At 68.8% G+C, this 21,756-nt stretch carries 20 protein-coding genes and 3 pseudogenes; 8 read left to right on the top strand and 15 right to left on the bottom strand.

The genetic code is table 11. The features are described 5' to 3' along the window. Positions 1-2: 2 nt before the first annotated feature. Together OG522_RS37490 and OG522_RS37485 are read right to left on the bottom strand one after the other, a co-directional pair. Positions 3-1,190, bottom strand: coding sequence for a sensor histidine kinase (locus OG522_RS37490; RefSeq protein ID WP_329467921.1), 1,188 nt, complete (start codon positions 1,188-1,190; stop codon positions 3-5). Between the two features lie 5 nt (positions 1,191-1,195). Then, on the bottom strand, positions 1,196-3,391 hold the full coding sequence (locus OG522_RS37485) for an MMPL family transporter (RefSeq protein WP_329467920.1): 2,196 nt from the start codon (positions 3,389-3,391) through the stop codon (positions 1,196-1,198). A 137-nt stretch (positions 3,392-3,528) separates the two neighbouring features. Between OG522_RS37485 and OG522_RS37480 the strand changes: the two genes are divergently transcribed. Further along, positions 3,529-4,293: a helix-turn-helix domain-containing protein gene (locus OG522_RS37480; RefSeq protein WP_329467919.1), complete on the top strand. Its 765-nt coding sequence runs from the start codon at positions 3,529-3,531 to the stop codon at positions 4,291-4,293. Between the two features lie 132 nt (positions 4,294-4,425). Next, positions 4,426-5,049: a transposase domain-containing protein gene (locus OG522_RS37475; protein WP_329467918.1), complete on the top strand. Its 624-nt coding sequence runs from the start codon at positions 4,426-4,428 to the stop codon at positions 5,047-5,049. A 152-nt stretch (positions 5,050-5,201) separates the two neighbouring features. Here the strand turns inward: OG522_RS37475 and OG522_RS37470 are convergent, their stop codons facing one another. Then, on the bottom strand, positions 5,202-5,891 hold the full coding sequence (locus tag OG522_RS37470) for a response regulator transcription factor (protein ID WP_329467917.1): 690 nt from the start codon (positions 5,889-5,891) through the stop codon (positions 5,202-5,204). Beyond that, positions 5,888-7,093 carry a sensor histidine kinase gene (locus OG522_RS37465; RefSeq protein WP_329467916.1) on the bottom strand — a complete coding sequence of 402 codons (1,206 nt, stop codon included), beginning with the start codon at positions 7,091-7,093 and terminating at the stop codon, positions 5,888-5,890. The genes OG522_RS37470 and OG522_RS37465 overlap by 4 nt, the downstream gene beginning before the upstream one ends. 132 nt (positions 7,094-7,225) lie before the next feature. Between OG522_RS37465 and OG522_RS37460 the strand changes: the two genes are divergently transcribed. The 3 genes and pseudogenes from OG522_RS37460 to OG522_RS37450 form a co-directional block, all read left to right on the top strand. Then, positions 7,226-8,137: an ABC transporter ATP-binding protein gene (locus OG522_RS37460; RefSeq protein WP_329467915.1), complete on the top strand. Its 912-nt coding sequence runs from the start codon at positions 7,226-7,228 to the stop codon at positions 8,135-8,137. Then, positions 8,134-8,997, top strand: a complete 864-nt coding sequence (locus OG522_RS37455; RefSeq protein WP_329467914.1) for an ABC transporter permease — start codon at positions 8,134-8,136, stop codon at positions 8,995-8,997. Before OG522_RS37460 ends, OG522_RS37455 begins: the two co-directional genes overlap by 4 nt. Before the next feature lie 109 nt (positions 8,998-9,106). Further along, positions 9,107-10,093, top strand: a pseudogene (locus OG522_RS37450) (IS256 family transposase); the annotation flags it as partial. A 791-nt stretch (positions 10,094-10,884) separates the two neighbouring features. Here the strand turns inward: OG522_RS37450 and OG522_RS37445 are convergent. The 3 genes from OG522_RS37445 to OG522_RS37435 all read right to left on the bottom strand — a co-directional run bounded on the left by OG522_RS37445 (position 10,885) and on the right by OG522_RS37435 (position 13,053). Beyond that, a complete protein-coding gene (locus OG522_RS37445) occupies positions 10,885-12,171 on the bottom strand; it encodes an RNA polymerase sigma factor (protein WP_329467913.1) in 1,287 nt (428 codons plus the stop codon). Then, complete coding sequence (locus OG522_RS37440; RefSeq protein ID WP_329467912.1) at positions 12,168-12,515, bottom strand: YciI family protein; 348 nt, start codon at positions 12,513-12,515, stop codon at positions 12,168-12,170. Before OG522_RS37440 ends, OG522_RS37445 begins: the two co-directional genes overlap by 4 nt. A gap of 229 nt (positions 12,516-12,744) precedes the next feature. Beyond that, a complete protein-coding gene (locus OG522_RS37435) occupies positions 12,745-13,053 on the bottom strand; it encodes a hypothetical protein (protein ID WP_329467911.1) in 309 nt (102 codons plus the stop codon). Positions 13,054-13,230: 177 nt separating this feature from the next. On the opposite strand from OG522_RS37435, the pseudogene OG522_RS37430 reads away from it, so the two are divergent. From OG522_RS37430 to OG522_RS37420, 3 genes and pseudogenes are all read left to right on the top strand, one after another. Continuing rightward, positions 13,231-14,666 (top strand): annotated as a pseudogene (locus OG522_RS37430) (NF041680 family putative transposase). A 197-nt stretch (positions 14,667-14,863) separates the two neighbouring features. Continuing rightward, positions 14,864-15,220, top strand: coding sequence for a hypothetical protein (locus OG522_RS37425; RefSeq protein WP_329467910.1), 357 nt, complete (start codon positions 14,864-14,866; stop codon positions 15,218-15,220). 548 nt (positions 15,221-15,768) lie between these two features. Continuing rightward, the gene (locus OG522_RS37420) at positions 15,769-16,080 is read left to right on the top strand and encodes an Imm21 family immunity protein (RefSeq protein ID WP_329467909.1); all 312 of its coding nucleotides are present in this window, start codon (positions 15,769-15,771) and stop codon (positions 16,078-16,080) included. Here the strand turns inward: OG522_RS37420 and OG522_RS41435 are convergent. The 8 genes and pseudogenes from OG522_RS41435 to OG522_RS37385 form a co-directional block, all read right to left on the bottom strand. After that, positions 16,028-16,156, bottom strand: a complete 129-nt coding sequence (locus OG522_RS41435) for a helicase associated domain-containing protein (protein ID WP_443074882.1) — start codon at positions 16,154-16,156, stop codon at positions 16,028-16,030. The two genes, OG522_RS37420 and OG522_RS41435, sit on opposite strands and share 53 nt — an antisense overlap. Next, positions 16,132-16,380, bottom strand: a complete 249-nt coding sequence (locus tag OG522_RS41430) for a hypothetical protein (protein ID WP_443074865.1) — start codon at positions 16,378-16,380, stop codon at positions 16,132-16,134. Before OG522_RS41430 ends, OG522_RS41435 begins: the two co-directional genes overlap by 25 nt. Positions 16,381-17,008: 628 nt before the next feature. Next, on the bottom strand, positions 17,009-17,716 hold the full coding sequence (locus tag OG522_RS37410; protein ID WP_329468669.1) for a hypothetical protein: 708 nt from the start codon (positions 17,714-17,716) through the stop codon (positions 17,009-17,011). 264 nt (positions 17,717-17,980) lie between these two features. After that, a pseudogene (locus OG522_RS37405) lies at positions 17,981-18,151 on the bottom strand (helix-turn-helix domain-containing protein); the annotation flags it as partial. Positions 18,152-18,353: 202 nt separating this feature from the next. Further along, positions 18,354-19,516 (bottom strand): IS3 family transposase gene (locus OG522_RS37400; RefSeq protein WP_329468611.1). Its coding sequence is split into 2 segments (ribosomal slippage): positions 18,354-19,229 and positions 19,232-19,516, totalling 1,161 coding nucleotides; the frame shifts between segments, so codons are not numbered across the junction. A 216-nt stretch (positions 19,517-19,732) separates the two neighbouring features. After that, positions 19,733-19,921 (bottom strand): hypothetical protein, encoded by a 189-nt coding sequence (locus tag OG522_RS37395; protein WP_329467908.1) that lies wholly within the window; start codon positions 19,919-19,921, stop codon positions 19,733-19,735. Then, entirely contained in the window at positions 19,918-20,313 is a 396-nt protein-coding gene (locus OG522_RS37390; RefSeq protein ID WP_329467907.1) for a hypothetical protein, read from the bottom strand. Before OG522_RS37390 ends, OG522_RS37395 begins: the two co-directional genes overlap by 4 nt. 827 nt (positions 20,314-21,140) lie before the next feature. Continuing rightward, a complete protein-coding gene (locus OG522_RS37385) occupies positions 21,141-21,449 on the bottom strand; it encodes a hypothetical protein (protein WP_329467906.1) in 309 nt (102 codons plus the stop codon). Positions 21,450-21,756: the final 307 nt, after the last annotated feature.

The raw sequence follows: 21,756 nt of genomic DNA, 5'->3' as shown, positions 1-21,756 counted from the left end.
CGTCACACCTGACTGTCGGTAGGTATCGCGGCGAGGATGCGGGTGCCGTCGCCGAGGGAGCTGGTGACGGTGAGTTCGCCGCCGAGTTCGGCGAGGCGGTTGCGCATGGCGTTGAGCCCGAAGCCGTGGGCGTGCTCCACCACGAAGCCCCTGCCGTCGTCGGTTATCTCCAGTTCGACGCCGTACGGGGACGGCGTGAGCACGATCTCCACCGTGGAGGCGGCCGCGTGCTTGCGGACGTTGGCCAGGGACTCCTGGGTGCAGCGCAGCAGCGCGATCCGGGTCGGCTGGTCGCACTCGACGTCCGGCAGGTCCGCGGTGACGGCGAGCCCGGTGTCCTCGGCGAACCGCTCCAGGGTCCGGCGCAGGGTCCCGGCGATTGAGCCGAGCGCGGGACCGCTCTGCGGGGCGGAACCGACGAGCACTCGCGCCTCAGCGAAGTTCTCACGTGCGGTGTTCTCGATCGAGAGCAGTTGCCGGGCGCTCCTGCCGGGGTCGGTGCCGAGGCTGGCGCGGGCCGCCTCCGCCAGCACGATGATGGAGGCGAAGCCCTGGGCGAGGGTGTCGTGGATCTCCCGCGCGATCCGCTCACGCTCCTCCGTGGCGCCTTGGAGCCGGTGGGCCTCGGCCAGGCGCTGTTGGGTGCTCGCCAGTTCGCCGGCGAGGTGGCGGGCGCGCTCGTCGCTCTGCTCGACGATCCGGACCACCCCCAGTCCGAGCAGCGCTCCCGCTGTGTAGCCGATCAGGGTGAAGACGATGTTGCCGGTGGAGAAGTCCTCCACGTGCCAGCTCTGGTGCCGGACGATGCCGGCGACGGTGGCCGCTGCTGCGGCGCCGCTGTAGGCGATCGAGTGCCGCGGGCTCCTGGCGAAGAGCCAGAACTGGGGGAGCGACACGATGTACAGTGCGGCGCCGTCGCCACGCAGGAGGGACAGCGCGCCCAGAGCGAGGGCGAGTACGCCCAGGAAGGCGTGGGGCCGCAGCACGGGATTGCGGGGGAAGGCCGCCACGGTCGCGTAGCCGAGGGCGACCAGTGCCAGCAGCGCCAGCGACCAGTACCTCGGCGCCCCGCCGTGGTTCAGCTCGGAGATCACCGGGGGACACACGCCCAAGAGCACCCAGGAGACTGCGTACCAACGGCGGAGGATCCGTATGCGGAACCGGTCGCCCGGCTGCGGCCGTTGAATCATGATCGTCAGCCTACGTCCTGCGGTACTCCGGGACGAGGGACGGCGGCGTGCGCCCGTCGCGCCGGACGGACCGGGCGCAGCGGCCACCACGCCCGCTCGCCGAGCAGCAGCAGGAGTGAGGGCAGGACCATGAGCCGGATGACGACGGCGTCCAGCAGCACGGCCACCGCCAGGCAGAAGCCCATCTGCTTCATCTCGGTGAGGTGCAGGGCGACGAAGGCACCGAACACCGTCACCATCACGATGGCCGCGCTGGTCACCACCTTGGCCGACCGGCTGATGCCGTCCAGTACCGCTTCGCGGGCCGACATCCCGTTCCGCCTGGCCTCCTGGATCCGGCTGACCACAAACATCTGGTAGTCCATCGACAGGCCGAAGAGGATCACGAAGAGGAACAGCGGTACTCGGGACGCGATGGCACCGAGGGAGTGGAAGGCCAGGAGGTTCTGGGCCCACGTGCCCTGGAAGAACACGACCAGCAGGCCGAGCGAGGCCCCGACGGACAGCAGGTTGAGGGCGACGCCGATCAGGCCGATGACGACGGAGCGGAATACCCACACGGTCATCACCAGCGTCGCCAGTAGCAGGAACCCGATGACCAGCGGCAGTTTGCCGTTTTCGTGGTCCACGTAGTCGCGGCCTCGGGCCACGTCACCTGTCACCGCCGTCTCCACGCCGGGCAGCCTGCCGGCCGTGGCGGGCAGATAGTCCTTGCGGATGTGGTTGAGTGACGCGATCGCCTCGGGGGAGGGGGCTGGGAACGGGACGGCCAACTCCAGCACGCTGACCCGGCCGTCGGGCGAGGTGCGCACCGTCGGCCCGGCGGCCCTGGCGAACAGTGGATCGGCCTGCGCCCGTCGGCCGAGATCCGTCAGGGCGTGCTGCACCTCGGCCGCTCGGTCCGGTGTGGAGCGGGCGACGACCACGTGTTTCACCAGGAGTTCCGGGAAGGCCGTGTTCAGCCGGTCGTAGACCTGCATGGCGGGGATGTCGCGGGAGAAGGTGTCCTTGCCCGGGTCGACGAGCTTGAGGCCGAGCGCGGGTGCCGCCAGGACGAGCATGACCAGCGTTGATACGCCCAGCGTGAGGGCGGGGCGCCGTCGCGCGGGCGTCAGTAGGGCGTCGAACACCCGGCCCGTCTCGGCCTCGGCACGCTTGGTGCGGACCGGCTTGCCGCGGGCCGCACGCAGCTCGGTGCGGTGGCCGATCTTCACCAGGAGCGCGGGAAGCGCGGTCAGGGAGCTGGCCACGGCGACCGCCACGACCAGGATCGTGCCCGTCGCCAGGGAGGAGAAGATGACGTCCGTGGCCAGGTACAGGGTCGCAGTGGAGACGATCACGGCGAGACCGGAGACCACGATGGCCCGGCCCGCGGTCGCCGCCGCCAGTTCCACCAGGACCTCGGAGCTGAGCCGCCCGCCGGCGCGAGACCGTTCCTCGCGTTCGCGCTTGAGGTAGAAGAGCGTGTAGTCGACGCCCACCGCCAGGCCGATGAGGAGGATCATGTTGGTCCCGACCCCAGGGTCGGGAAGCAGATGGGACGCGACCATCGACAGTCCCAGGGCGGCGGTGATCGAGGAGAGCGCGAGCAGCAGCGGCACGCCGGCCATGACCACCGACCCGAAGACGATCAGCAGCGTGGTGAGCGTGACCGGCAGGGTGATGCGCTCGGAGAGCGCGAGGTCCTTCCCGCGCTGGTCGTTGACGCCCTTGCTGATGGACGGGGAGCCGGTCTCCTCCACGACGAGGTTCGGGTGGCCGTCCTGGACCTTCGCCGTCTGCGCGAGGAGCGGGCCGACGTTCTTCTTGCCGTCCAGCTCGGGGCCGTTGAGGACCACCGGAACCCTGACGACCTGGCCGTCCCTGGAGCGGACTGGAGCTGCCACGCCCTGCACCTCGGGAAGCTTGCGCATCCGCTCGGTGAGGTCCTGCGCCGCCGAAGCGGCGGCGGCAGTGTCCAGCGGTCCGGACTTGGTGTGGATGATGATCTGCTCGGTGGGCTGCTGCTGCATGCCAGCCGTGCTGGCGATCGCCTCGGCCCGCCCCGCCTCACCGACTCGGTAGTCCTCGGTAGTGGCCTCGTGGGAGCCGAGCGCGATGCCGATGCCGAGGCACAGAATGACGAACGCGAACCAGCCGGCGATCGCACGCCATGCGTGCCGGGCGCTCCATCGGGCTATCTTGACAGGGAGTTGACTCATACCCGAGATCCTGGTCTGCCAAGGGCAGAACCCGACACGCCCGGCCGGTTGAACCTGCCGTCCACCAGTCAGTGGACGGCAGGGGGAGGCGTCGGCGGCGCGTGTCCGCGTACTGACCTATTGATCCGAAACGGTTGGTGTTCTGGGTCGTTGATCCCTGCGTGAGTGAACTGGTGGGGGACGCACGGCAGTTGTCGCCGTCGGCGCAGGAGGCCCTTCGGCTGCGGGCGGTGGCCGCGTTGGTGGCGGGCCGGACTCGCGAGGATGTCGCGGCGGTGTTCCAGGTCTCGCTCAAGGCCGTGGACAACTGGTGGGCGAAGTGGCTGGCCGGCGGACGCGAGGCGCTCGTGGCCCAGCCGCGTGGGCGCCGGGTCGGGGAACATCAGGTTGGGGGCGTGGCCGTGAGGGTGGTTGTGCCTGGCGGTGCGGGGGTCAGTTGGTGGCGGTGTTGTCGGGGGCGGGTGTGTGGCGGAGTTCGACGCAGCATTCGCCGGTGCGGGGGCACTGCGCGCCCGGACAGGACCGTAGATGAGCGCCTGGGCGTGGGTAGGTGGGGGCTGGTGCCCCGCTGCCCGTTGTCATGGCGGCTTCCCGGGCTGCGGGCGCACCCACACGAAAGCAACCCGCCCAAAGAGGGTGGGGGCTTGGGTGAGCGGATGCGGCGGGCGGAGCCGTGGGTGAGCGGGACTCGCGCGGTCACGGGGTGCCCGCGCGGTCTGCGGGCCCTGCCCGCCAGGGGCTGGGGAGCGACTCAGAGCGCCGAGAGCTCAAAACCGTGCACTCGGCGAGACAGCGCGGCAGTACCGCGCACAACTGGTCCAGCATCTGGCCCGACATCTGTCCCACCAACTCGCGACAACCCAATACGCGATGCCATCAGTATGGTGCTCTCTGCCTGGTGAGTGGTGATCGTCTGGGCAGGGCGCTTTGCCTGGCGCCTGGTGTGCTGGTGGGTGTTGCGGCAAGGCCGAGAAGTTAGCTGATCAAATGGGGCGTCGAGGTTGGTGAACGCGCAACGAGACCCCTGCTGGATCATGGTTTCTGCGAAGAAATGTCCACTGATCCGGGGTCTCGTTGCGTCTCCAGTCTGCCATCACCAGCATCACGCGCACCGTCACGGTGGCCGCCGGGGTCTTCGCCCCGGGCCACCTGGGCGGGTTGACACAGCTCATCCCTTCGAACTGGTCGACGCGATCCTCGACGAGACCGGACGAGGCGAGCGACGGCTGCGACTGCTGCCCTCCCGCGTCGGGGTCCACTACGTCCTGGCCCTGGGCCTGTTCCCCGAGCTCTCCTGCATCGCGGCATGGCGGCAACTGACCGCGTCGATAGGCCCGTTGACGCCGAAGGTCTCCCCCACCGCGCTTCGACACCTGCGCCGACGCCTCACCCCTGCGCCCTTCAAGGCCCTGTTCGAGACCCTTGCCGTGCCGCTGGCCCCACCCACGACGCCCGGGGTGTCCTACCGGCACTGGCGCACCGTGGCCTTCGACGGCTGTTACTCGATCAAGGCACCCGACAGCGCACGCGCCCGCGGCTGGCTCGGAAAGATCCGCTACCGGCTCGCCTGGGCCGGCTACCCGACCGTGATGCTGATGACCCTCGTGGAGACCGGCACCCGGGGACCCGCCGCACAATTCCGCCATCACGTTCCTTGACCACCCGTTCCACGGCCTGCACGCACCCGGATGGCTCAATGACGCCACCGCCTCCGCCGCCACGGCACCGGCGCGAGCGTCACTCGAAGGCGTCCAGACAAGGAGAACCTGGGCCGCTACGACTTCACCGGAGCCGGAGCTCCGACGTGCCGTCAGCGGGAGGTCGTCACCAGTCCGGCCTCGTAGGCGAGGATGACGAGGTGGACCCGGTCGCGGGCGTCCAGTTTTGAGAGTAGGCGGCTGACGTAGGTCTTGACCGTGGTGACGCTGAGGAAGAGCTCCTCGGCGATCTCGGTGTTGGACAGGCCGCGTCCGATCAGCGTCAGTACCTCCTGCTCGCGCTCGGTGACGGCGGTCAGCTGCGGGGCCGGGACGGGCGTCCGGCCGTCGGCGGCCGGCCCGGCCGTGAGCTGGGCGATCAGGCGACGGGTGACGCTCGGGGCGATCAGCGCGTCGCCGGAGGCTACGACGCGGACGGCGGAGAGGATCGCCTCCAGGGCCATGTCCTTGACCAGGAAGCCGCTCGCGCCCGCCCGCAGCGCCCCGTAGACGTATTCGTCGTCGTCGAAGGTGGTCAGCACCACCACGTGGGCCGAACCGCCGCCGGAGGTGATCCGGCGGGTGGCCTCGATGCCGTCCATCCCGGGCATGCGGATGTCCATCACCACGACGTCCGGTGCCAGTTCGGCGACCAGCCGGACCGCTTCCTCGCCGGAGCGCGCCTCGCCGACGACCTCCAGGTCTGGCGCGTCCGTGACCACCATCGACAATGCCGCGCGCACCAGCGGCTGGTCGTCGACGAGGAGGATGCGCACAATCCGCCCGCTCGGCGTCGTCGTCATCGGGCGCCCACCGCCAGGTCGACGGGCAGCGTGGCGGCGACGCGGAAGCCGCCGCCCGGGCGTGGACCGGCCGCGAACTCGCCGTGCAGCAGCGCCACCCGCTCCTCCATGCCGAGAAGGCCGAACCCGGCCCCGCCCAGCTGCGTCCCGCGCAGTCCGCCGCCGTCGAGGATCTCGATGGACACGTGGTTCTCCCCCTGGTCGACGGTCACCTGACAGGAGCGCGCGCCGGCGTGGCGGACCACGTTGGTCAGCGCCTCCTGAACGATCCGATAGGCGGCCAGACCCACCTCGGTCGGGAGCGGGCGGCTCCCGCCGCTGCGTCGCAGCTCCACGTGGACCCCGGCGGCGGTCGTGGCCGCGGCCAGCCGGTCGAGGTCCGCCAGACCTGCGGCCGGAGCGAGCGGCGCTGCGGCGTCCGGGGAGTCCTCGGCGGCGCGCAGCGCGACCAGCATCCGGCGCAGGCCGGAGAGCGTCTCGCGGCTCGCGGTCTCGACCTGCCCCAGCGCCTCACGGGCGAGCTCCGGCTGGGTGGTGAACACGCGCCGCGCCGCGCCCGCCTGGAGGGCCACGATGCCGATGCTGTGGGCCACCATGTCGTGCAGCTCGCGCGCGATCCGCAGCCGCTCGCCCTCGACCGCGCGGGCGGCGGCGTGCTCGCTCAGCGCGGTCGCGTGGCGTCGGCTCTCCCCGGCGGAGTTGCCGAGCAGCAGCGCCACGACCGCCGACAGCGCGGTGGCCAGCTCGGCGGAGGTGCCGGTAACCCAGCCGATCGACACACGGACGATCGGATATCCGATGATCAGTCCGGCCGCCATGGCCGCCGCGATCAGCACGTCGCGGCGCGGACGGCTGGCGGCCACGTACCAGAGCGCCACGTCGACCGGCAGCGCCAGGGGGATGTCGAGCGTGGTCGAGTGCATCGCCGTCACCCCGAACAGCGCGCCGCCGAGCAGCAGCCCGAGACCGGTGAGAGCCCGGCGGCGCAGCAGCGCGGAGCCCGCGAGTGCGAACACCGCGCACAGCACGAAGGAGATCCGGTTGGACGGGGCGATGAAGACGCCCCTGTAGTAGTCCTCCCGCGACTCGCCCGGCAGCCGGACCAGCACCACGAAGGAGTACGCGACGCCGGCCGCCCACGCCAGCGCGGCCCAGCCGCCGGGCGGCACGCGCTTGAGCAGGGAGGTCGAGTTCGCAAGCATGGTCCGATCGTAGCCAGCGGATGATCGCCGGGCGTCGGACCCAGGGTGTACGACCGGGGAAGACATCCGGGGAGGCGAGTGTCCGCCGCAGGCCAATGCGGGACGACGGCCCGGCGCGGAACCGTGGTTCTCGTGATCGAAGTCAACGAGCTCACCAAGCGCTACGGCAGCAAGACTGCCGTCAACGGCCTGACCTTCACGGTCCGCCCCGGTTGCGTCACCGGCTTCCTCGGCCCCAACGGTGCCGGCAAGAGCACCACGCTCCGCATGATCATCGGGCTGAACGACCCCACCAGCGGCAGCGTCACCGTCCAGGGCCACCGCTTCCGCGACCACCCCCGCGGCCTGCGCCACGTTGGGGCGCTGCTGGACGCGTCCGACGTCCACGGCGGCCGCAGCGCCGCCGCGCACCTCGGCGTGCTGGCCCGCACCAACGCGATCCCGCTGCGCCGGGTGGGCGAGGTGCTGGCGGAGGTCGGTCTCACCGACGCGGGCCGACGTCGGATCGGCGGCTTCTCGCTCGGCATGAAGCAGCGCCTCGGCATCGCCGCCGCGCTGCTGGGCGACCCGCCGGTGCTGCTCTTCGACGAGCCGCTCAACGGGCTCGACCCGGAGGGCGTGCGCTGGGTCCGGGCGCTGTTCCGGCGGCTGGCCGCCGAGGGCCGCACGGTCTTCGTCTCCAGCCACCTGATGAGCGAGATGGAGCACACCGCCGACCGCCTGGTCGTCATCGGCCGCGGTGAGCTGATCGCCGACGAACCGCTCGCCGCCTTCGCCGCACGCGGCCGCGGCAGCAGCGTCACCGTCCGCACGCCGGACGCGAACGCGCTGGCCGCCGTGCTGACCGGGGCCGGCGCGCAGGTGCGGCCCGACGGCGATGACCGCCTCGTGGTGACCGGCCTGCACGCGGACGCGATCGGCGACCTCGCTCACGAGCACCGCCTGCGGCTGCGCGAACTGGCGACCAGCGCCGCGTCCCTGGAGACCGCGTTCATGGAACTCACCGCCGACAGCGTCGAATACCTCGCAGGAGATGCCCGATGAGCACACTCGCCTCCGCGGCTCCACCCGTGGCGCTCCCGGTCGACGAACCACGCGCCCGCTTCCGCGACCTGCTGCTCGGGGAGTGGTTCAAGCTCTGGTCGCTGCGCTCGATGCGCTGGGGGTTCGTCCTCGGCCTGGTCGCCCTGATGGTTCTCAACTTCAATGCGGCGATCGCCGACGTGAACGACTGGGCGCATTTCCCCGCGGACATGCGGGCCCACTACGTGCCGGGCGGGTCGCTGGCCAAATCCTTCACGAACAACGCCTGCATCGCCACCCTACTCATCGCGGGCAGCCTGGGCGCGGTCTCGCTGGTGAGCGAGTACTCCACCGGCCTGATCCGGACGAGCTTCGCGGCCGTCCCGGCCCGGCGGGCGCTGCTCGCGGCGAAGATGCTCGTGCTCACGACGGTGCTGACCGGCTTCGGACTCGTGGCCACTGCGGTCTCCTTCTGGGTGACGCAGGCCGTGCTGTCGAGCAAGCACGCCGGGATCTCACTCGCCGAACCGGGCATCTGGCGGGCCCTGCTGGCGAGTGTGCTGCTGCCGCCGGTCTGCGGGCTGGTCGGTCTCGGCCTCGCCTCGCTGATCCGGCACAGCGCGGCGACGATCGTCGCGACCATGAGCGTGCTGCTGCTGATCCCCAATTTCCTGAGCGAGAACCACTACTGGTCCGCCTGCCTGTTCCACGCGACGCCGTTCCGCGCCTGGCAGGGCCTGCACGACCTCATCGGAGCGCCGGTCAACCCGCACATCCCCTTCCCGGCCCAGACGGACGGCGAGTGGTGGGTCTACCTCGGCTGGGCGCTGGCCGGGGCGCTGGTGACGTTCCTCGTCGGCGGCAGCAGACGCGACGTCTGACCCGGATCCGCGGGTAGTGGCTACGGTCGGCAACTGATAGGACGACAGGTGTCAATCCCCTCGAACTGTGGAGATCTTCTAAGCGGCCAGCCCCAGAGGGGAGTTGACCCGGTGGTCGTGTTTCGAGCCGGCCATCGTCAAGTAGCGGCAGCGCCGTCTGGCCGGCGTCGACGAGATGGTCCTGTCGCTGTCCGCGAAGGGTCTCACGCACGGCGGGATCTCCTCGCGCCTGGCCGAGGTCTACGGCGCGAACGTGTCCAAGACGGCCATCGGCACGATCACCGGCAAGGTGATGGGCGGCTTGGCCGAATGGGCCAACCGGCCGTTGGATCGCGTCTGTCCGGTCGTCTTCATCGACGCGGTCAGCGTCAGGATTCGCGATGGCCAAGTAGCGAACAGGCCCATCTGCGTGGCTCTGGCGGTCACCGCCGAGGGGCACCGCGGCATCGTCGGACTGTGGGCCGGCGACGGCGGCGACGGCGGCGAGGGCGGCGAGGGCGCGAAGCACTGGATGCGGGTGCTGTCCGAGCTCAGGAACAGGGGCGTCGATGATGTCCTGATGCTGGTCTGCGACGGGCTGAGGGGCCTGGCCGACGCGGGTGAGGTCTGGCTGTGAACTGTGGTGCAAACATGTGTAGTTCGCCTCCTGCGGGCCTCGTTCCGTTATGCGGCTCGCCAGGACTGGGACAAGATCGCGAAGGCGCTCAAGCCCGTCTGCACCGCGCCGATGGAGGATGCGGCCACGACCAGGTTCCTGGAGTTCGCCGAGACCTGGGGCAAGAGGTACCCGGCGATCGTCCGCCTCTGGGAGTCGAGCTGGGCGGAGTTCACGCCGTTCCTCCAGTTCGATGCGGAAATACGCCGGATTGTGTGCACGACCAACAGCATCGAGAGCGTCAACGCACGTATCCGCAAGGCCGTCCGTGCCCGCGGACACTTCCCGACGGAGCAGGCCGCCCTCACGTGCGTCTACTTGGCCGTCATGAGCCTCGACCCGACCGGCGCCGGCCGGAAGCGTTGGACCATGCGCTGGAAGGGCGCCATGAACGCCTTCGACCTGGCCTTTGATGGCCGCCTCACCGCAGGCCAACTCTAGCCACACCAAACCCAGTTACACCGCTCGCTCTACAGACCCCCCTGGCACGCGGTCCCGCTCCAGCTCCTGGGGCTGCTGCTGTTCCTGCTCCAACTGGCCTCGTTCTCGGTGGCGCTTCGCTTGGCCGTCGGCTTCTGCGACACCGTACACCTGCCGATCCAGCTGGCGGGCAGGTGGTGGCCAGCGCTTGTGGCCGCCCTGATCTGCGTGGCGTTCATGGCCGCACTGAACTTCCTGATCAACCGCCTGACCACACCGAGGCAGGCAGCTTGGTGACCACCCCCGCCACCTCGGGCCGGTACTCAGAGCGTGGGGACCTGACGCCCTATTTAGAGCCCGCGCAGCGCCTCGTCACACGGTGGCTGCGCAGAAAGGGCAGCGGAGCCCGGGACCGTCGTTGAGGTCGGCCGCCAGGGCCCCGTTTGCTCCCACCCCGCAAGGAGCGTTTGCCGGTCGCTCGAATCCCACAGGATGAGGCTCATGAAGAAGAACTGTCCTGGCTGCCGGGCACTGCGGGAAAAGGCTGCGAGGCCGCGTGCCGATATGGGCGACCTGCTGGAGCAGACCGCGCTGCATGAGGCCTCCCCGGAGTGCAGAGACAAGCAGCCGGCCACCGCGGAGAGAGCACAAGGGAGCCGGTGACGCCACCTGTGGGGAACCGGCCCGCCGAACGCCGTGACATCGCCCACGGCTACGTGCTGCCGCAAGCCGCCTGACCGGTCACTGCTTCGGCTCGTCGCCGTCGCCCTGTCCGAATTACTGGCGGCCACCATAGCGGGAGCCGGGCTCCCTTATGCGGCGCGGGTCTCTTGATCGGCGAGACGTCCGATGAGGAAGGTCCGCTCAGCTTCGTTGCCGGTCAGCTCCACCGCCTGCCTATAGGCGGCCGCCGCCTCGCCCGTACGGCCGAGCCGTTGCAGGAGATCCGCCTTGATCGCTGGCAGGTACTGGTAACGGGCGAGCCGGCCGTCCTGCTCCAGCGCCTCGACCTGCGCCAGTGCGATGGCTGGTCCGTGGGCCATCGACACGGGCACGGTCCGGTTCAGCGCGACAACCGGTGAGGGCCACAGCGACAGCAACCTGTCGTAGAGTGCCACGATCTGCGGCCAGTCCGTCTCCTCGTACGTTGGCGCCTCGGCATACAGCGAGGCGATCGCTGCCTGCAGCAGATAGCGTCCCGCACGGCCGCCACGCAGCCCGGCCACGATCAGTTCGTGTGCCTCGGCCAGCGCGTTGCGGTCCCACAAGGAGCGGTCCTGCTCCTCGAGTCGCAGCAGCCGGCCGTCGGCGCCGGTTCGGGCGGCGCGCCGGGCGTCGGTGACGAGGAACAGCGCCAGCAGCCCGCGCACCTCCGGCTCGTCGGGCATGAGGTCGCGCAGCGTACGGGCCAGGTGCAGCGCGCGGTCGGCCAGGTCGGTGCGCATGAGCGTGGGGCCCGAGGGAGCCGTATGCCCGGCGGTGAACAGCAGGTGGAGCACGCCGAGCACGGCCGCCAGCCGGTCCGGCAGCTCCGCCGGGCGCGGCAGGCGGTAGGGGATGCGGGCGGCAGAGATCTTCTTCTTCGCCCGGGTGATCCGGGCTGCCATCGTCTGTTCCGATACCAGCAGCGCCCGGGCGACGTCCGGTGTCGGCAGTCCGCACACCAGCCGCAGCGTGAGCGCGAGTTGCGCCTCCTGTGCGAGCGCGGGATGGCAGCAGGTGAAGATGAGCCGCAGTCGTTCGTCGGGTACGACATCTTCCGGGTCCACGGCCTGCTCCTGATCCTCTAGCTCGTCCAGGGCGAGCTCGTCGACGGCCTCCTCGGGCTCCACCAGCAGCGGCAGCTTCGAGCGGAACGTCCGCTCGCGGCGCACCGCGTCCATCGCCCGGCGCTTGGCCGCGGTGGTGAGCCACGCCGCAGGGTTGCCCGGGACCCCATCGCGTTCCCAGGCCGACACCGCCGCGGCGTACGCCTCCTGTACGCACTCCTCGGCCAGGTCCAGGTCGCGGGCGACGCGCACCGTCGCGGCGAGCACGAAGGCCCACTCGCGTCGGTGCGCATCGGCGACCGCCTGCCTCGCGTCCGTCGCAGCCGTCATCGGACGATGGGCACGATGCCGCCCGCGACGGGCCGCACCTCGACACCGCCACGGCCCCACTGCACGGCGGGGTTACGACGCGCCAGCTCCAGGGCGGCGTCCAGGTCGGGGGCCTCGATGATGCAGACGCCGGCGATGACTTCCTTGGAGTCGATGAAGGGTCCGTCGGTGACCACGTCGCCGCGCAGCGAGGTGGCGGTGTCGGCGGAGTGCAGCGCATACGCCGTGATCATGGCGCCGGAGTCGATGAGGTCGTCGGCGTGCCGCTTACTCGCCGCCTGCTGCTCCGGGGTGTAGTCGCCGGCCGCAGGGGTGTCGAAGATGAGGATCGCGTACTGGGCCATGACGGGTCTCCTTGGCTGTGTGTCTGGTCGGTACGCCTCTACGTCGGACGGGCGACGCGAAATCTACAGACCGTACGCGAACTTTCTCAGATGCCCTCGGCCTGCCACGCCCAGATACGTGTGGGTCGGGATCCGCAAAGGTCGGCGGTCTTGCGACAGCCCATTGAGATCATCCGGGTTCAGACACAGGCTCTCACCTTGTGCTTTATGGTCGGCGGCTTCGTTGAGGTCAGCAGCGCACGCGGGCGGTGTCGCCGTCGATACGGACGATGCACTCTTTGAAGAGCGCCATGGGCCGGCCTTCGTCTTCGGCAACCAGCGTTAGTCCGAGGTCCATGATGGGCTTGATGGCCTGCGCTGTTCGAGAGCCGTCGGGGTCCGGGCCGTGCAGGGCCGCCCAGCGTTCGAACAGTGCACGGACCCCTTCCCATCCGGGTCCCGGGATGAAGTGGCAGAGGAACGTTGGCTGATCAGTTGCGTACTGCCGTAGCTCGCCGATCCGGGTGTCGCCCTGTGTGAGCCACCACGTCCCGTTCACTACCGCTCCCTTCAGCTACAAATTCAGGCGGGTTGCCTGGGCTCCCGAGCTCCGTTGTGTCGAATTGTCCGTCGAACTGGCTCCCTCACGCGGAAGTTCACCAGACGTGTGGGCGGCCTCCGTCCGATTCTGTGCTCCGACCAAGGAATGCACCGAACCAGAACGAAGGCCGTGAGGATGAGCCTGCCGCACCTCGATGTCCCGGGGGAAGCGTTCGCCGAAGCGTCACGCCGAGACGACTTCTTCGACTGCCTGACCACCCGCGGGGACGAACTGTTCGAGCTGTCCGACGCGCTGCTGTGCGCGGACGAGCCGGTGACTGCGCCCGTGGACCTGACGTTGGTGGCCGAACATCGGCGCGGACACGGCGCGATGTACGACGCGTTGAACAACGGGAACGTCGACGTGCCGCGACTGCGACAAGTGCTAGCCGGATTGCCCATGCCGCCGACGGGCGCTTGGTCCTGGCGGTGGACATCACCCATTGGCTCCGGCCGGATGCGCCGACCAGTGCGGACCGCTCGTTCTGCCACGTCTACGGTCGCGGTGGCCGGTCCTCGCACCAGTTCGTGCCGGGCTGGCCCTACTCGTTCGTCGCCGCCCTGGAATCGGGCCGGACCTCGTGGTGCCAGATCCTGGACGCCCTGCGGTTGGGGCCGGCCGACGACGTCGCCGAGGCCACCGCCGCCCAGGTCGTTCGCGTGGTCGAGGACCTCATCGACATGGGCTGATGGCACGTCGGAGACTCCGACATCCTGATCGTCTTCGATGCCGGGTACGACGCTCCACGCATGGCTCACCTGCTGAAAGGGTTGCCGGTGGAAGTCCTCGGGCGAATGCGCACGGACCGCGTGATGCGCAAGCCGGTCCCGGTTCCCTGGATCTCGCTACCGGAAGGTGGACGGCCGCCGAAGCACGGCAAGGAGTTTCGCTTTGCTCGCCCGGAGACATGGGGTGATCCGGATGCCGCGACGGTGCAGGTCACGGACCGCTACGGGACTGTCCGCGCGCTGGCCTGGGACCGCATCCACCCCAGGCTGACCACTCGGTCCGCGTGGATCGACCACACCGGCCCCCTGCCGGTCATCGAAGGCACCCAAATCCGCCTGGAAGTCGACCGCTTGCCCGCCGGCGGGGATCCGCTGCCACTCTGGCTCTGGTCGTCCGCCACTGGCCTGAGCGGCGAAGACGTCGATCTGCGCTGGCAGGTGTTCCTCCGCCGGTTCGACCTGGAGCACACCTTCAGAATGATCAAGCAGACGCTCGGCTGGACCCGTCCGAAACTCCGCACGCCCGCGGCAGCGGACCGATGGACCTGGCTGATCATCGCCGCCCACACTCAACTGCGCCTCGCCCGGCCCCTCGCCGAGGACCTCCGCCGCCCCTCGGAACGTCGCGCGGAGCTCGGTCGGCTCACCCCCGCCCGCGTCCGCCGCGGGTTCAGGAACCTCCGCCCCCACATGCCATGCCCAGCCCGCGCACCCAAACCGAACCGGCCAGGTTCCGGCAGACCCCTCGGCTCCAAGAACCGACACCCCGCCACCCGCTACGACGTGGGCAAGACCGTCCAACGACCCGGGACGATCACTGAACGCAACCAGGCCAGACCATAAAGCACAAGCTCAGCTTGGCATTTATCCTCGGTTGCCTCTCGGCGGAGTGATCACGTTGGTTGTGCCGGTCGGGGAAAACCTTTATCGACGCAGGCAGCAGCGCCTCTAGCCTGCAAGCCATGCATCAGGATCGAAGGCGTGATCGACGACCAGTCCGCCACGCGCGGCCGATGGTAGTCCGGCATCAGGCTCCGGCCATGGCCGAGGGAACTGATGTTGTGCTCGTCGGCTACTTCTCCAGCAAGCAGAAGGACTTGGCCGAGTTGATGGAAACGGCGGCCCAGCAGGCGACGAATCACGGTGCGCGCGTCGTGGGCCGTATCGTTCAACGCCGTGGTGTCTCGGACGGCGGGGCCAAGAAGATAGCCCTCCCCTATTCCTCGCGGACTCTCCTGAGCTACGGAAAGGTCCGTGAAGTAGCCGCGCTCTGCGAGCAGACCAACGCCGACGCGGCGCTCTTCCTGTCAACCCTTACCGAGCGCCAGCGCCGCGTACTGACGGGGATGCTCGGCTGCCCCGCCTTGAGCCTGGCCGATGTAATGGCAGCTGGCTGAACCGTCCTTCAGCAACGGTCCTCGAACGGTGACCCGTACGTCGGCGCTCGGTGGGAAGTTCACCGGACGGGCGGACGGCGCTCGCGGGAGCATGCGTTCCGAGGGCCGACCCCGTGACATGCCAGTGATGTCACGGGCCGTTGAACTCATTGACGGCCAAAGCGTATTCGATGACGGTCGCGTTGGTAACCCGCACACCGCCAGGCGCAACCCCTACGCCGCCGGGCGCGGCGCAGCCCGTGCCGGGACCGCCGTTGGCGTGGGCGGCACTGGTCCCGGGATTGAAGGGGCTTCTGACCAAGCTCCTGACTTGTTGAATTGACCTCAGACGCTCGGTCTGCAGCCGTAGCGTCCAGAGTGTCGGTCGGCATGGGCCCGCAGTGCTTCTATCAGGTCATGTTCCGCCCGGCCGGTGCCATGAGAACGGGCTCCGGCGGCCGGACAGACCAACGCGAAGACAGCCCAGCAGGACGTCAGTCAGTGGCAGAGCCACGACCGCCGGAACCCACGTACCTATCAATGTCAGTGGCTGAAGGCACACTGCCCGGATGGATCTCTCTTCGCGTGCTGTGTCTCATTCGAGCCGAAGGTCTGCGGGCTGGGTGGAGTCCCTGGCCGGCCCGTTGATCGTCGTACCCGTGTCCGTGCTGGCGGAGTGGGGCGGCTGTTCGGAGAACTGGGGCGAGGAACCAGGCTCTGTGGAGGACTATGACCGAGCCTGCGCTGTTGAGGACTGGGCCGGACTGCTGGATGTCGGCTCGAACGGCGCTCAGGCCCTGGTCCTCGCAGACGAGTGCCCAGACGGTGTCACGCCCAGTCCACGCCGAGCTCGGCGAGCGCGGCGCGCTGTTCGGGGGTGAGTTTGTCGCGACGGCTCTTGGTGTTGGAGATCCACACGCCGAGCTTGACGACTACCGGCGCGTTCTCGCCTTCCATCGCGATGTGTTCTGAGTGGCCGCGGGGGCGCGGTGGTGGCCTTCGCGGGCGATGTACTGGGCGAGGGCTGCTATGCCCCGCTGGAAGGCCGTTGACGCCTTCCCGGCCGTCTTCCCATCACCCGTGGCCGCCGGGGCCGGGGTGGGCTGCTCGTCGGGTGTGATGCCGAGCTTGGTCAGTCGCTTGTGCTGCTCGTCGGACAACTGCGCCCGGGTGTCCGGCACGTCGGCGGGGTGGAGGTTGGTGACGCTGAGCGGCCGCCACGCGCACCGCGCACGATGACCGTGCCGAACAGCGTCGCCAGCAGCCGCCGGTAACCGCACTCCAGGCGCGTGCGCACCAGCACCGCCACCGCGATACCCGGGCGCCACGGTGGCACCGTCAGCACCCCGACCGGCGACGCGTCCGCGGTCATCACGAGCGCCGTGGCAGCAGCCGCCTCCACACAACCGGGCCAGACGCTCCGGGGTGCGCGCCCATCCGGCCTGCTGGCTGGGGGCCGGGAGTGGGGGAGACTGGGTGGGTGACCACAGACCCACGCAGTCTCCTGGACAGCGATGCCCCGTCCTTCAGTTCTCCCGAGTCGGCACGTCCGCGTCCGGCCGAGCCCCGCCCTTCGGCCGGCGCTCCGCCCGCTACCTTCCTGGAGCCCCGGCTTCGGCCTGACCCGTCCGCCGACCCATCCATATCCTGATCACCGGCAGGGTTTCCCTGCCCAACTCCGGCATGCAGCACCGCAGCCGTCCCCTCATTACCTTTTCTGTGGCCCCGCAATGGGGCTCCCAGCCTCCAGGCCCGGCATGACCGCTCCCCCCTGGCCAGGTCGCAGCGTATTGAGCCGGGCCTCGGGGGCTATCGGAGACTGACCAGTGCTGTTTCCCATTGGGCGTTGCTCGTGCCGGTGAGGCTGCAATCGGCGTAGTGGGTGGCGCGGCGGAACGCGACGGTCAGCCGGTAGGACGACAGTTGGAGCCCGGGCAGCCGCTGCCACCCGGAGGCCAGGTGGGGCGCGGGGCCGCTGTTGCTTCCCACCGCGGCGAAGACAAGGTCTCCAGGCGCGCATCCGTTGCTCATGCCCACGGCGATGGGGCGGCTGCTGTGGTCGTACGGACCGAACCCTGCGGCCTGGCCTCGGGCCGCGGCGACGCCGTGGAACTCCTCGACGGCCACGTGGTACTTGCTCGAGTGGGGCCACGTGAGGTGGAAGCTGTCGCCCGGGCGGACGGCTTTGCTTCCAAATGAGGCGAAGACCAGGGTGCGGTGGTGGTAGGAGTCGGTGACATCGGCGACCATCGCATAGTGGTTGGCTTGGGAGTCGGTGACGGCGACCGTGCCCGCGGTGGTGCTGGTGAGCATCAGCGCCATCACCACCGCATCGCCTGACTGAACGGGCCTGTTGACTCGCAGGGTGGTGCCCGTGGAGGAGATGATCTGGGCATCGGCGGCGACACGGGCGACATAGCCCGATTCCGCGGAGGGCTGGGGCCCGGTGCGGCCGCCGGGGCCGGGCCAAAGAGTCGTGGCGAACGCTGTCAGAAAGACGGCCGTCCTCGTCGCCACGAAGACGGCCGCAGCTCGGGCCGTGTGGGCGGAGGCGACTGGTGGGGGACCGAGTTGGCCTTGTACTTGAGCTTCTTCCTCTGGCGAGGAGAGATCTGGCGGGTTGCGCTCAACGTCTGGCCCACCAGGAACAAGGGGGGTTGGCTCTTCAGCCGTGCGTTTGATGCATGTGCGCGGGCACCGAGCAGGCTCCAGGGCGGACTCGAATAACACGTGACCGGCCAGGCACATCAGTTCTTCGTAGCCGTTGCTGTCTAGCCGTAGCGCTTCGGTGAGCAGTTGGATCGACTCGCGGCGCGGCTTGGAGACTCTGCCGCGTTCCAGGTCGCCGATCGCCCGCACGCTCAGCCCAGACAGCCCGGCTAACTGCTCTTGCGTCAGCCCTGCTGCAACCCTCTGCGCGCGCAGCGCAGCACCGAGCCCTGCCCCATCCATTGCACATCCCCCCGACCCTCAATGGCGGGACGAGTACACCACAGGGTGCCGCTCGACACAGAGAAAACTGCCGGTCTTTCTGCCAGGGATTCTGCCTGGTGGTCACATGCCGCTCCAAGCATGATCTGGTCTGCGCTGCAGCACGATCCGCCCACAGAGCCACGGGTCATGGGTCTGATGCAGGTTTGGGTGACAGGTTCGGTCAGGCGGCCTGGAGGGCCGGCGTGGTCATGACGGTCTCGAATTCGATGGGGGTCAGCCGGCCGAGTGAGGCTTGTCTGCGGCGTCGGTGGTAGGTCCGCTCGATCCAGGTCACGATCGCGATCCGCAGTTCCTGGCGGGTGGCCCACTTCCGTCGGTCGAGGACATTCTTCTGCAGCAGGCTGAAGAAGGACTCCATGGCTGCGTTGTCGCCTGCCGCCCCGACCCTCCCTATCGAGCCGAGGATCCGGTGCTGGCCGAGCGCCCGGACGAACTTCCCCGACCGAAACTGCGACCCGCGATCGCTGTGCAGAACACAACCGGCGACGTTCTCGCGTCGGGCAACAGCATTGTTCAGGGCTGCGACAGCCAGACGGGACTTCATCCGCGCATCGATGGAATAGCCCACGATCCGGTTACTGAAGACGTCCTTGACCGCGCAGAGATACAACTTCCCTTCTCCCGTGGCGTGTTCGGTGATGTCGGTGAGCCACAGCCGGTTCGGTCCGTCGGCGCTGAAGTCCCGGCGGACGAGGTCGTCGTGCACCGGCGGGCCGGCGTTCTTGCCCCTGCCGCGCTTCTTGCCGAACACGCTCCACCAGCGGTTGTCCCGGCAGATCCGCCAGGCGGTCCGGTCGGCCATGCCGGCTCCCATGCTGCGGGCTTCGTCGGCCAGGAAGCGGTAGCCGAACTCCGGGTCCTCGCGGTGGGCGTCGAACAACGCGTTCGCGCGAGTGGCCTGCTCGAACTCGGCATCGGCCACCGGCCGTTCGAGCCAGCGGTAGTAGGGCTGGCGGGCGAGCTTGAGGACCCGGCACGTGACCGTGACGGGAATCCCGCCCGTGGCCAGCTCTTTCACGAGCGGGTAGATCCTTTTCCCGGCAGATGTGCCTGCGACAGGTAGGCCGCGGCCCGGCGCAGGACCTCGTTCTCCTGCTCCAGCAGCTTGATCCGCCGACGCGCATCCCGCAGTTCCGCGCTCTCCTGGCTGGTCGTTCCGGGCCTGGTCCCGTCGTCGATGTCTGCCCGGCGCATCCATTTCCACAGCGTCATCGCGTGAACACCGAAGTCGGCGGCCACCTGCTCGACCGTCACACCCGGGCCGCGGTTCCTCGCGACCCGCACGACATCCTGGCGGAACTCTTCCGGATAAGGCTTGGGCACAGCGACATCCTTCCCACCCGCCCCACAGGGCAAGCCAGATGAGATGTCACCCATTCGTGCGGCAGACCCGTGTCATTCTGATGCCGTGGCTGGTGACAGCTCGGTGAGGCTGAGGTGCGGGGAGGCTTCCGCAGAGGGGTCTATCGAGACTCGAGAGAAACTACATGCTGCATCATTTGTTGATGCGGGCGTCGGGCTTCATCAAGGGTGTGAGGTTCAGCGTTTCTGTGCTCGGTACTTTTTGAGCAGTGCCGTGATCCTCGTATAGTCGGCTCCGCTGTTCAGTTCTGTGAGGAGGTCGTCGGGGCAGAGCTGGTAGTGGTCGCCCCACCATCGGTGTCCTTTGTTGTCCCAGATGCGGTATCCGCCGGGAACTCCTCTGGCCACGTACCGTCTTCGGCTCATGGCGTATCGTCGGCTTCGATGTGGATTCGTTCTGGTGACGGGAGTCGGGTCGGCATCGTTTCTCCGTACCAGGCGTACTCGATGCCTGAGATGAATCCGCGGCCGACCCAGATCAGGATTTCTCCTTCGAGGGGGAGGGACTCGCCAGGGAGGGCCTGGACGGTGGCGGTGACGGGCACGGGGCCGATCGGGGCGTCAGGTGCGGGAACGGTGGCCGTCGTTGGCTCGATGTCGACGCTGACGGAGTTTTCCGCCCCCTGGGAGACGACTTCGCAGGTGTCGATCTGTTTCCTGAGTTTGGCAGAGCCTGGGAAGTTTGTGGCGAGGATTTTTTCCAGGACTGCGCGCTCTGCGCTGTTGACCGGTCTTGGTGTGACAGGGATTACTGCCATGATTCCTCCCGTGGTCTTGTTGATGGCTCCGAGAATTTACAGGGGATGGGTGGCGAGGTATCAGCCGAGCCGTAGACGCAAATGCGCTGCTGTAGCCAGCCAGGCTCGCGGTCGGAGGGGCATTTGGGGCTTGGAGGCGGAGCCGGAAAGGCCAGGCGGGAGAAGGAGATTGTGCCTTCAGCACTCGGTGGGACGAGAAATGACGGGTAGGCGCTGGCTGTGACTCATGGGTGGTATGTCCTCATTGAGGAGGACACCTGGATAAACGAACGTGCCGATGGCGTGGCCTTGAGGTTGCACCGGTGGATGCTGGTGGGTACTCACCGCATTGGCGGGGATCAGGCGGAGGCGGTCGCTGCGGCCGAGGATGCGGCATTGCGCTACATGCCGCGTGGGCTGGCTCGGAGGGCGCGGCCGGGGGATGAGCCGGCGCGGGATGCGTTCCTGGCTCAGGATGGTAGCTGGGTGGTGCTGGTGAGGCAGCGTCACCGTGAGTGCCACTTCCGAGTGAGCACGGCCCGGCTCGTGCATGCGCGGGCGGAGAAGGAAGCGCCGAAGAAGAGCCTGAAAGAGAAGTTCCGGAGCCCTGGAAGGCCCGCCGCCCCTGGTGGAGCCGTGGACCCCGCCAGGCAAACGAGAACAAGCCTGACCCCGAGCCCCTCCGCACCTCACAGCCCGCCTCCCTGTAGCCGGATTGGCCCGCGCAGCGAGCCCGCCAGGCCAAGCAACGCGAGGCCAAGTCCCAAGCGAAGCACAGGACTTCAACTCCCGAAGGGAGCAGCCGAGGGTAGCCGTGTCTCAGGGGATGGGAGTTGCGGCTCTTCGTTTCAGTCGGAGCTGCCGGGTTCTGGCTGGAGGTGGTTCGAGGTTGGTTGCTCGTCCGCGGGATGGTAGGGGGTTGGTTTCTTGTATCTTTGGCGGAGCCAGATAATGGCCCCTGCCACCAGGGGCGGGCCGAGGATGACTGCCTTGACTGCGGCTTTTGAAGCGAGCCAGGCGATGCCCCAGTAGTGCCATCCGAAGTGCCAGGCGGCCACCCAGATGAGTCCGGCGATACCGATGGCCAGGACGGCAGCCAGGATGGTTTTGCTGCGGGTTCGAAGAGTTGCTGTTCCGGTGGGCGGCTCATCGGTCATGTGTTTGAGCATATGAAACGCAGTCAAGACCAAGCCCCCGCCCTTGTAGCCAGCAGGGCCCGCGGAGCGGGCCAGGGGCTTGGAGGCGGAGCCGGAGAGCCGGCGGGGGAGCGCAGCGAGTCCGCCAGGCCAAGCAACGCGAGGCCAAGTCCTAAGCGAAGCGCAGGACTTCAGCTCCCGAAGGGAGCAGCCGAGCAAAGCGAGGCAACTGCATTGCGCAGCAATGCAGTTCACCAGGGAGCGCAGCGAGCTGGTGCCCGCCCCCGCGGCGCGGGGGCGGTTCTCTGCTCAGCGCGCAGCGCTGAGG

The sequence above is a fragment of the Streptomyces sp. NBC_01431 genome (genome assembly GCF_036231355.1).
Taxonomy (GTDB): domain Bacteria; phylum Actinomycetota; class Actinomycetes; order Streptomycetales; family Streptomycetaceae; genus Streptomyces.
The sequence above is the reverse complement of the archived record's forward strand: the minus strand, read 5'-3'. Positions and strand labels throughout refer to the sequence as shown.

What these genes read in the sequence shown, in the direction of transcription:
- OG522_RS37490 (WP_329467921.1), bottom strand. Translation starts at nt 1,190, where the DNA reads ATGATTCAACGGCCGCAGCCGGGCGACCGGTTCCGCATACGGATCCTC.
- OG522_RS37485 (WP_329467920.1), bottom strand. Translation starts at nt 3,391, where the DNA reads ATGAGTCAACTCCCTGTCAAGATAGCCCGATGGAGCGCCCGGCACGCA.
- OG522_RS37475 (WP_329467918.1), top strand. Translation starts at nt 4,426, where the DNA reads ATGGTTTCTGCGAAGAAATGTCCACTGATCCGGGGTCTCGTTGCGTCT.
- OG522_RS37470 (WP_329467917.1), bottom strand. Translation starts at nt 5,891, where the DNA reads ATGACGACGACGCCGAGCGGGCGGATTGTGCGCATCCTCCTCGTCGAC.
- OG522_RS37465 (WP_329467916.1), bottom strand. Translation starts at nt 7,093, where the DNA reads ATGCTTGCGAACTCGACCTCCCTGCTCAAGCGCGTGCCGCCCGGCGGC.
- OG522_RS37455 (WP_329467914.1), top strand. Translation starts at nt 8,134, where the DNA reads ATGAGCACACTCGCCTCCGCGGCTCCACCCGTGGCGCTCCCGGTCGAC.
- OG522_RS37445 (WP_329467913.1), bottom strand. Translation starts at nt 12,171, where the DNA reads ATGACGGCTGCGACGGACGCGAGGCAGGCGGTCGCCGATGCGCACCGA.
- OG522_RS37440 (WP_329467912.1), bottom strand. Translation starts at nt 12,515, where the DNA reads ATGGCCCAGTACGCGATCCTCATCTTCGACACCCCTGCGGCCGGCGAC.
- OG522_RS37425 (WP_329467910.1), top strand. Translation starts at nt 14,864, where the DNA reads ATGGCCGAGGGAACTGATGTTGTGCTCGTCGGCTACTTCTCCAGCAAG.
- OG522_RS37420 (WP_329467909.1), top strand. Translation starts at nt 15,769, where the DNA reads ATGGATCTCTCTTCGCGTGCTGTGTCTCATTCGAGCCGAAGGTCTGCG.
- OG522_RS41435 (WP_443074882.1), bottom strand. Translation starts at nt 16,156, where the DNA reads ATGGAAGGCGAGAACGCGCCGGTAGTCGTCAAGCTCGGCGTGTGGATC.
- OG522_RS37395 (WP_329467908.1), bottom strand. Translation starts at nt 19,921, where the DNA reads ATGAGCCGAAGACGGTACGTGGCCAGAGGAGTTCCCGGCGGATACCGC.
- OG522_RS37390 (WP_329467907.1), bottom strand. Translation starts at nt 20,313, where the DNA reads ATGGCAGTAATCCCTGTCACACCAAGACCGGTCAACAGCGCAGAGCGC.
- OG522_RS37385 (WP_329467906.1), bottom strand. Translation starts at nt 21,449, where the DNA reads ATGACCGATGAGCCGCCCACCGGAACAGCAACTCTTCGAACCCGCAGC.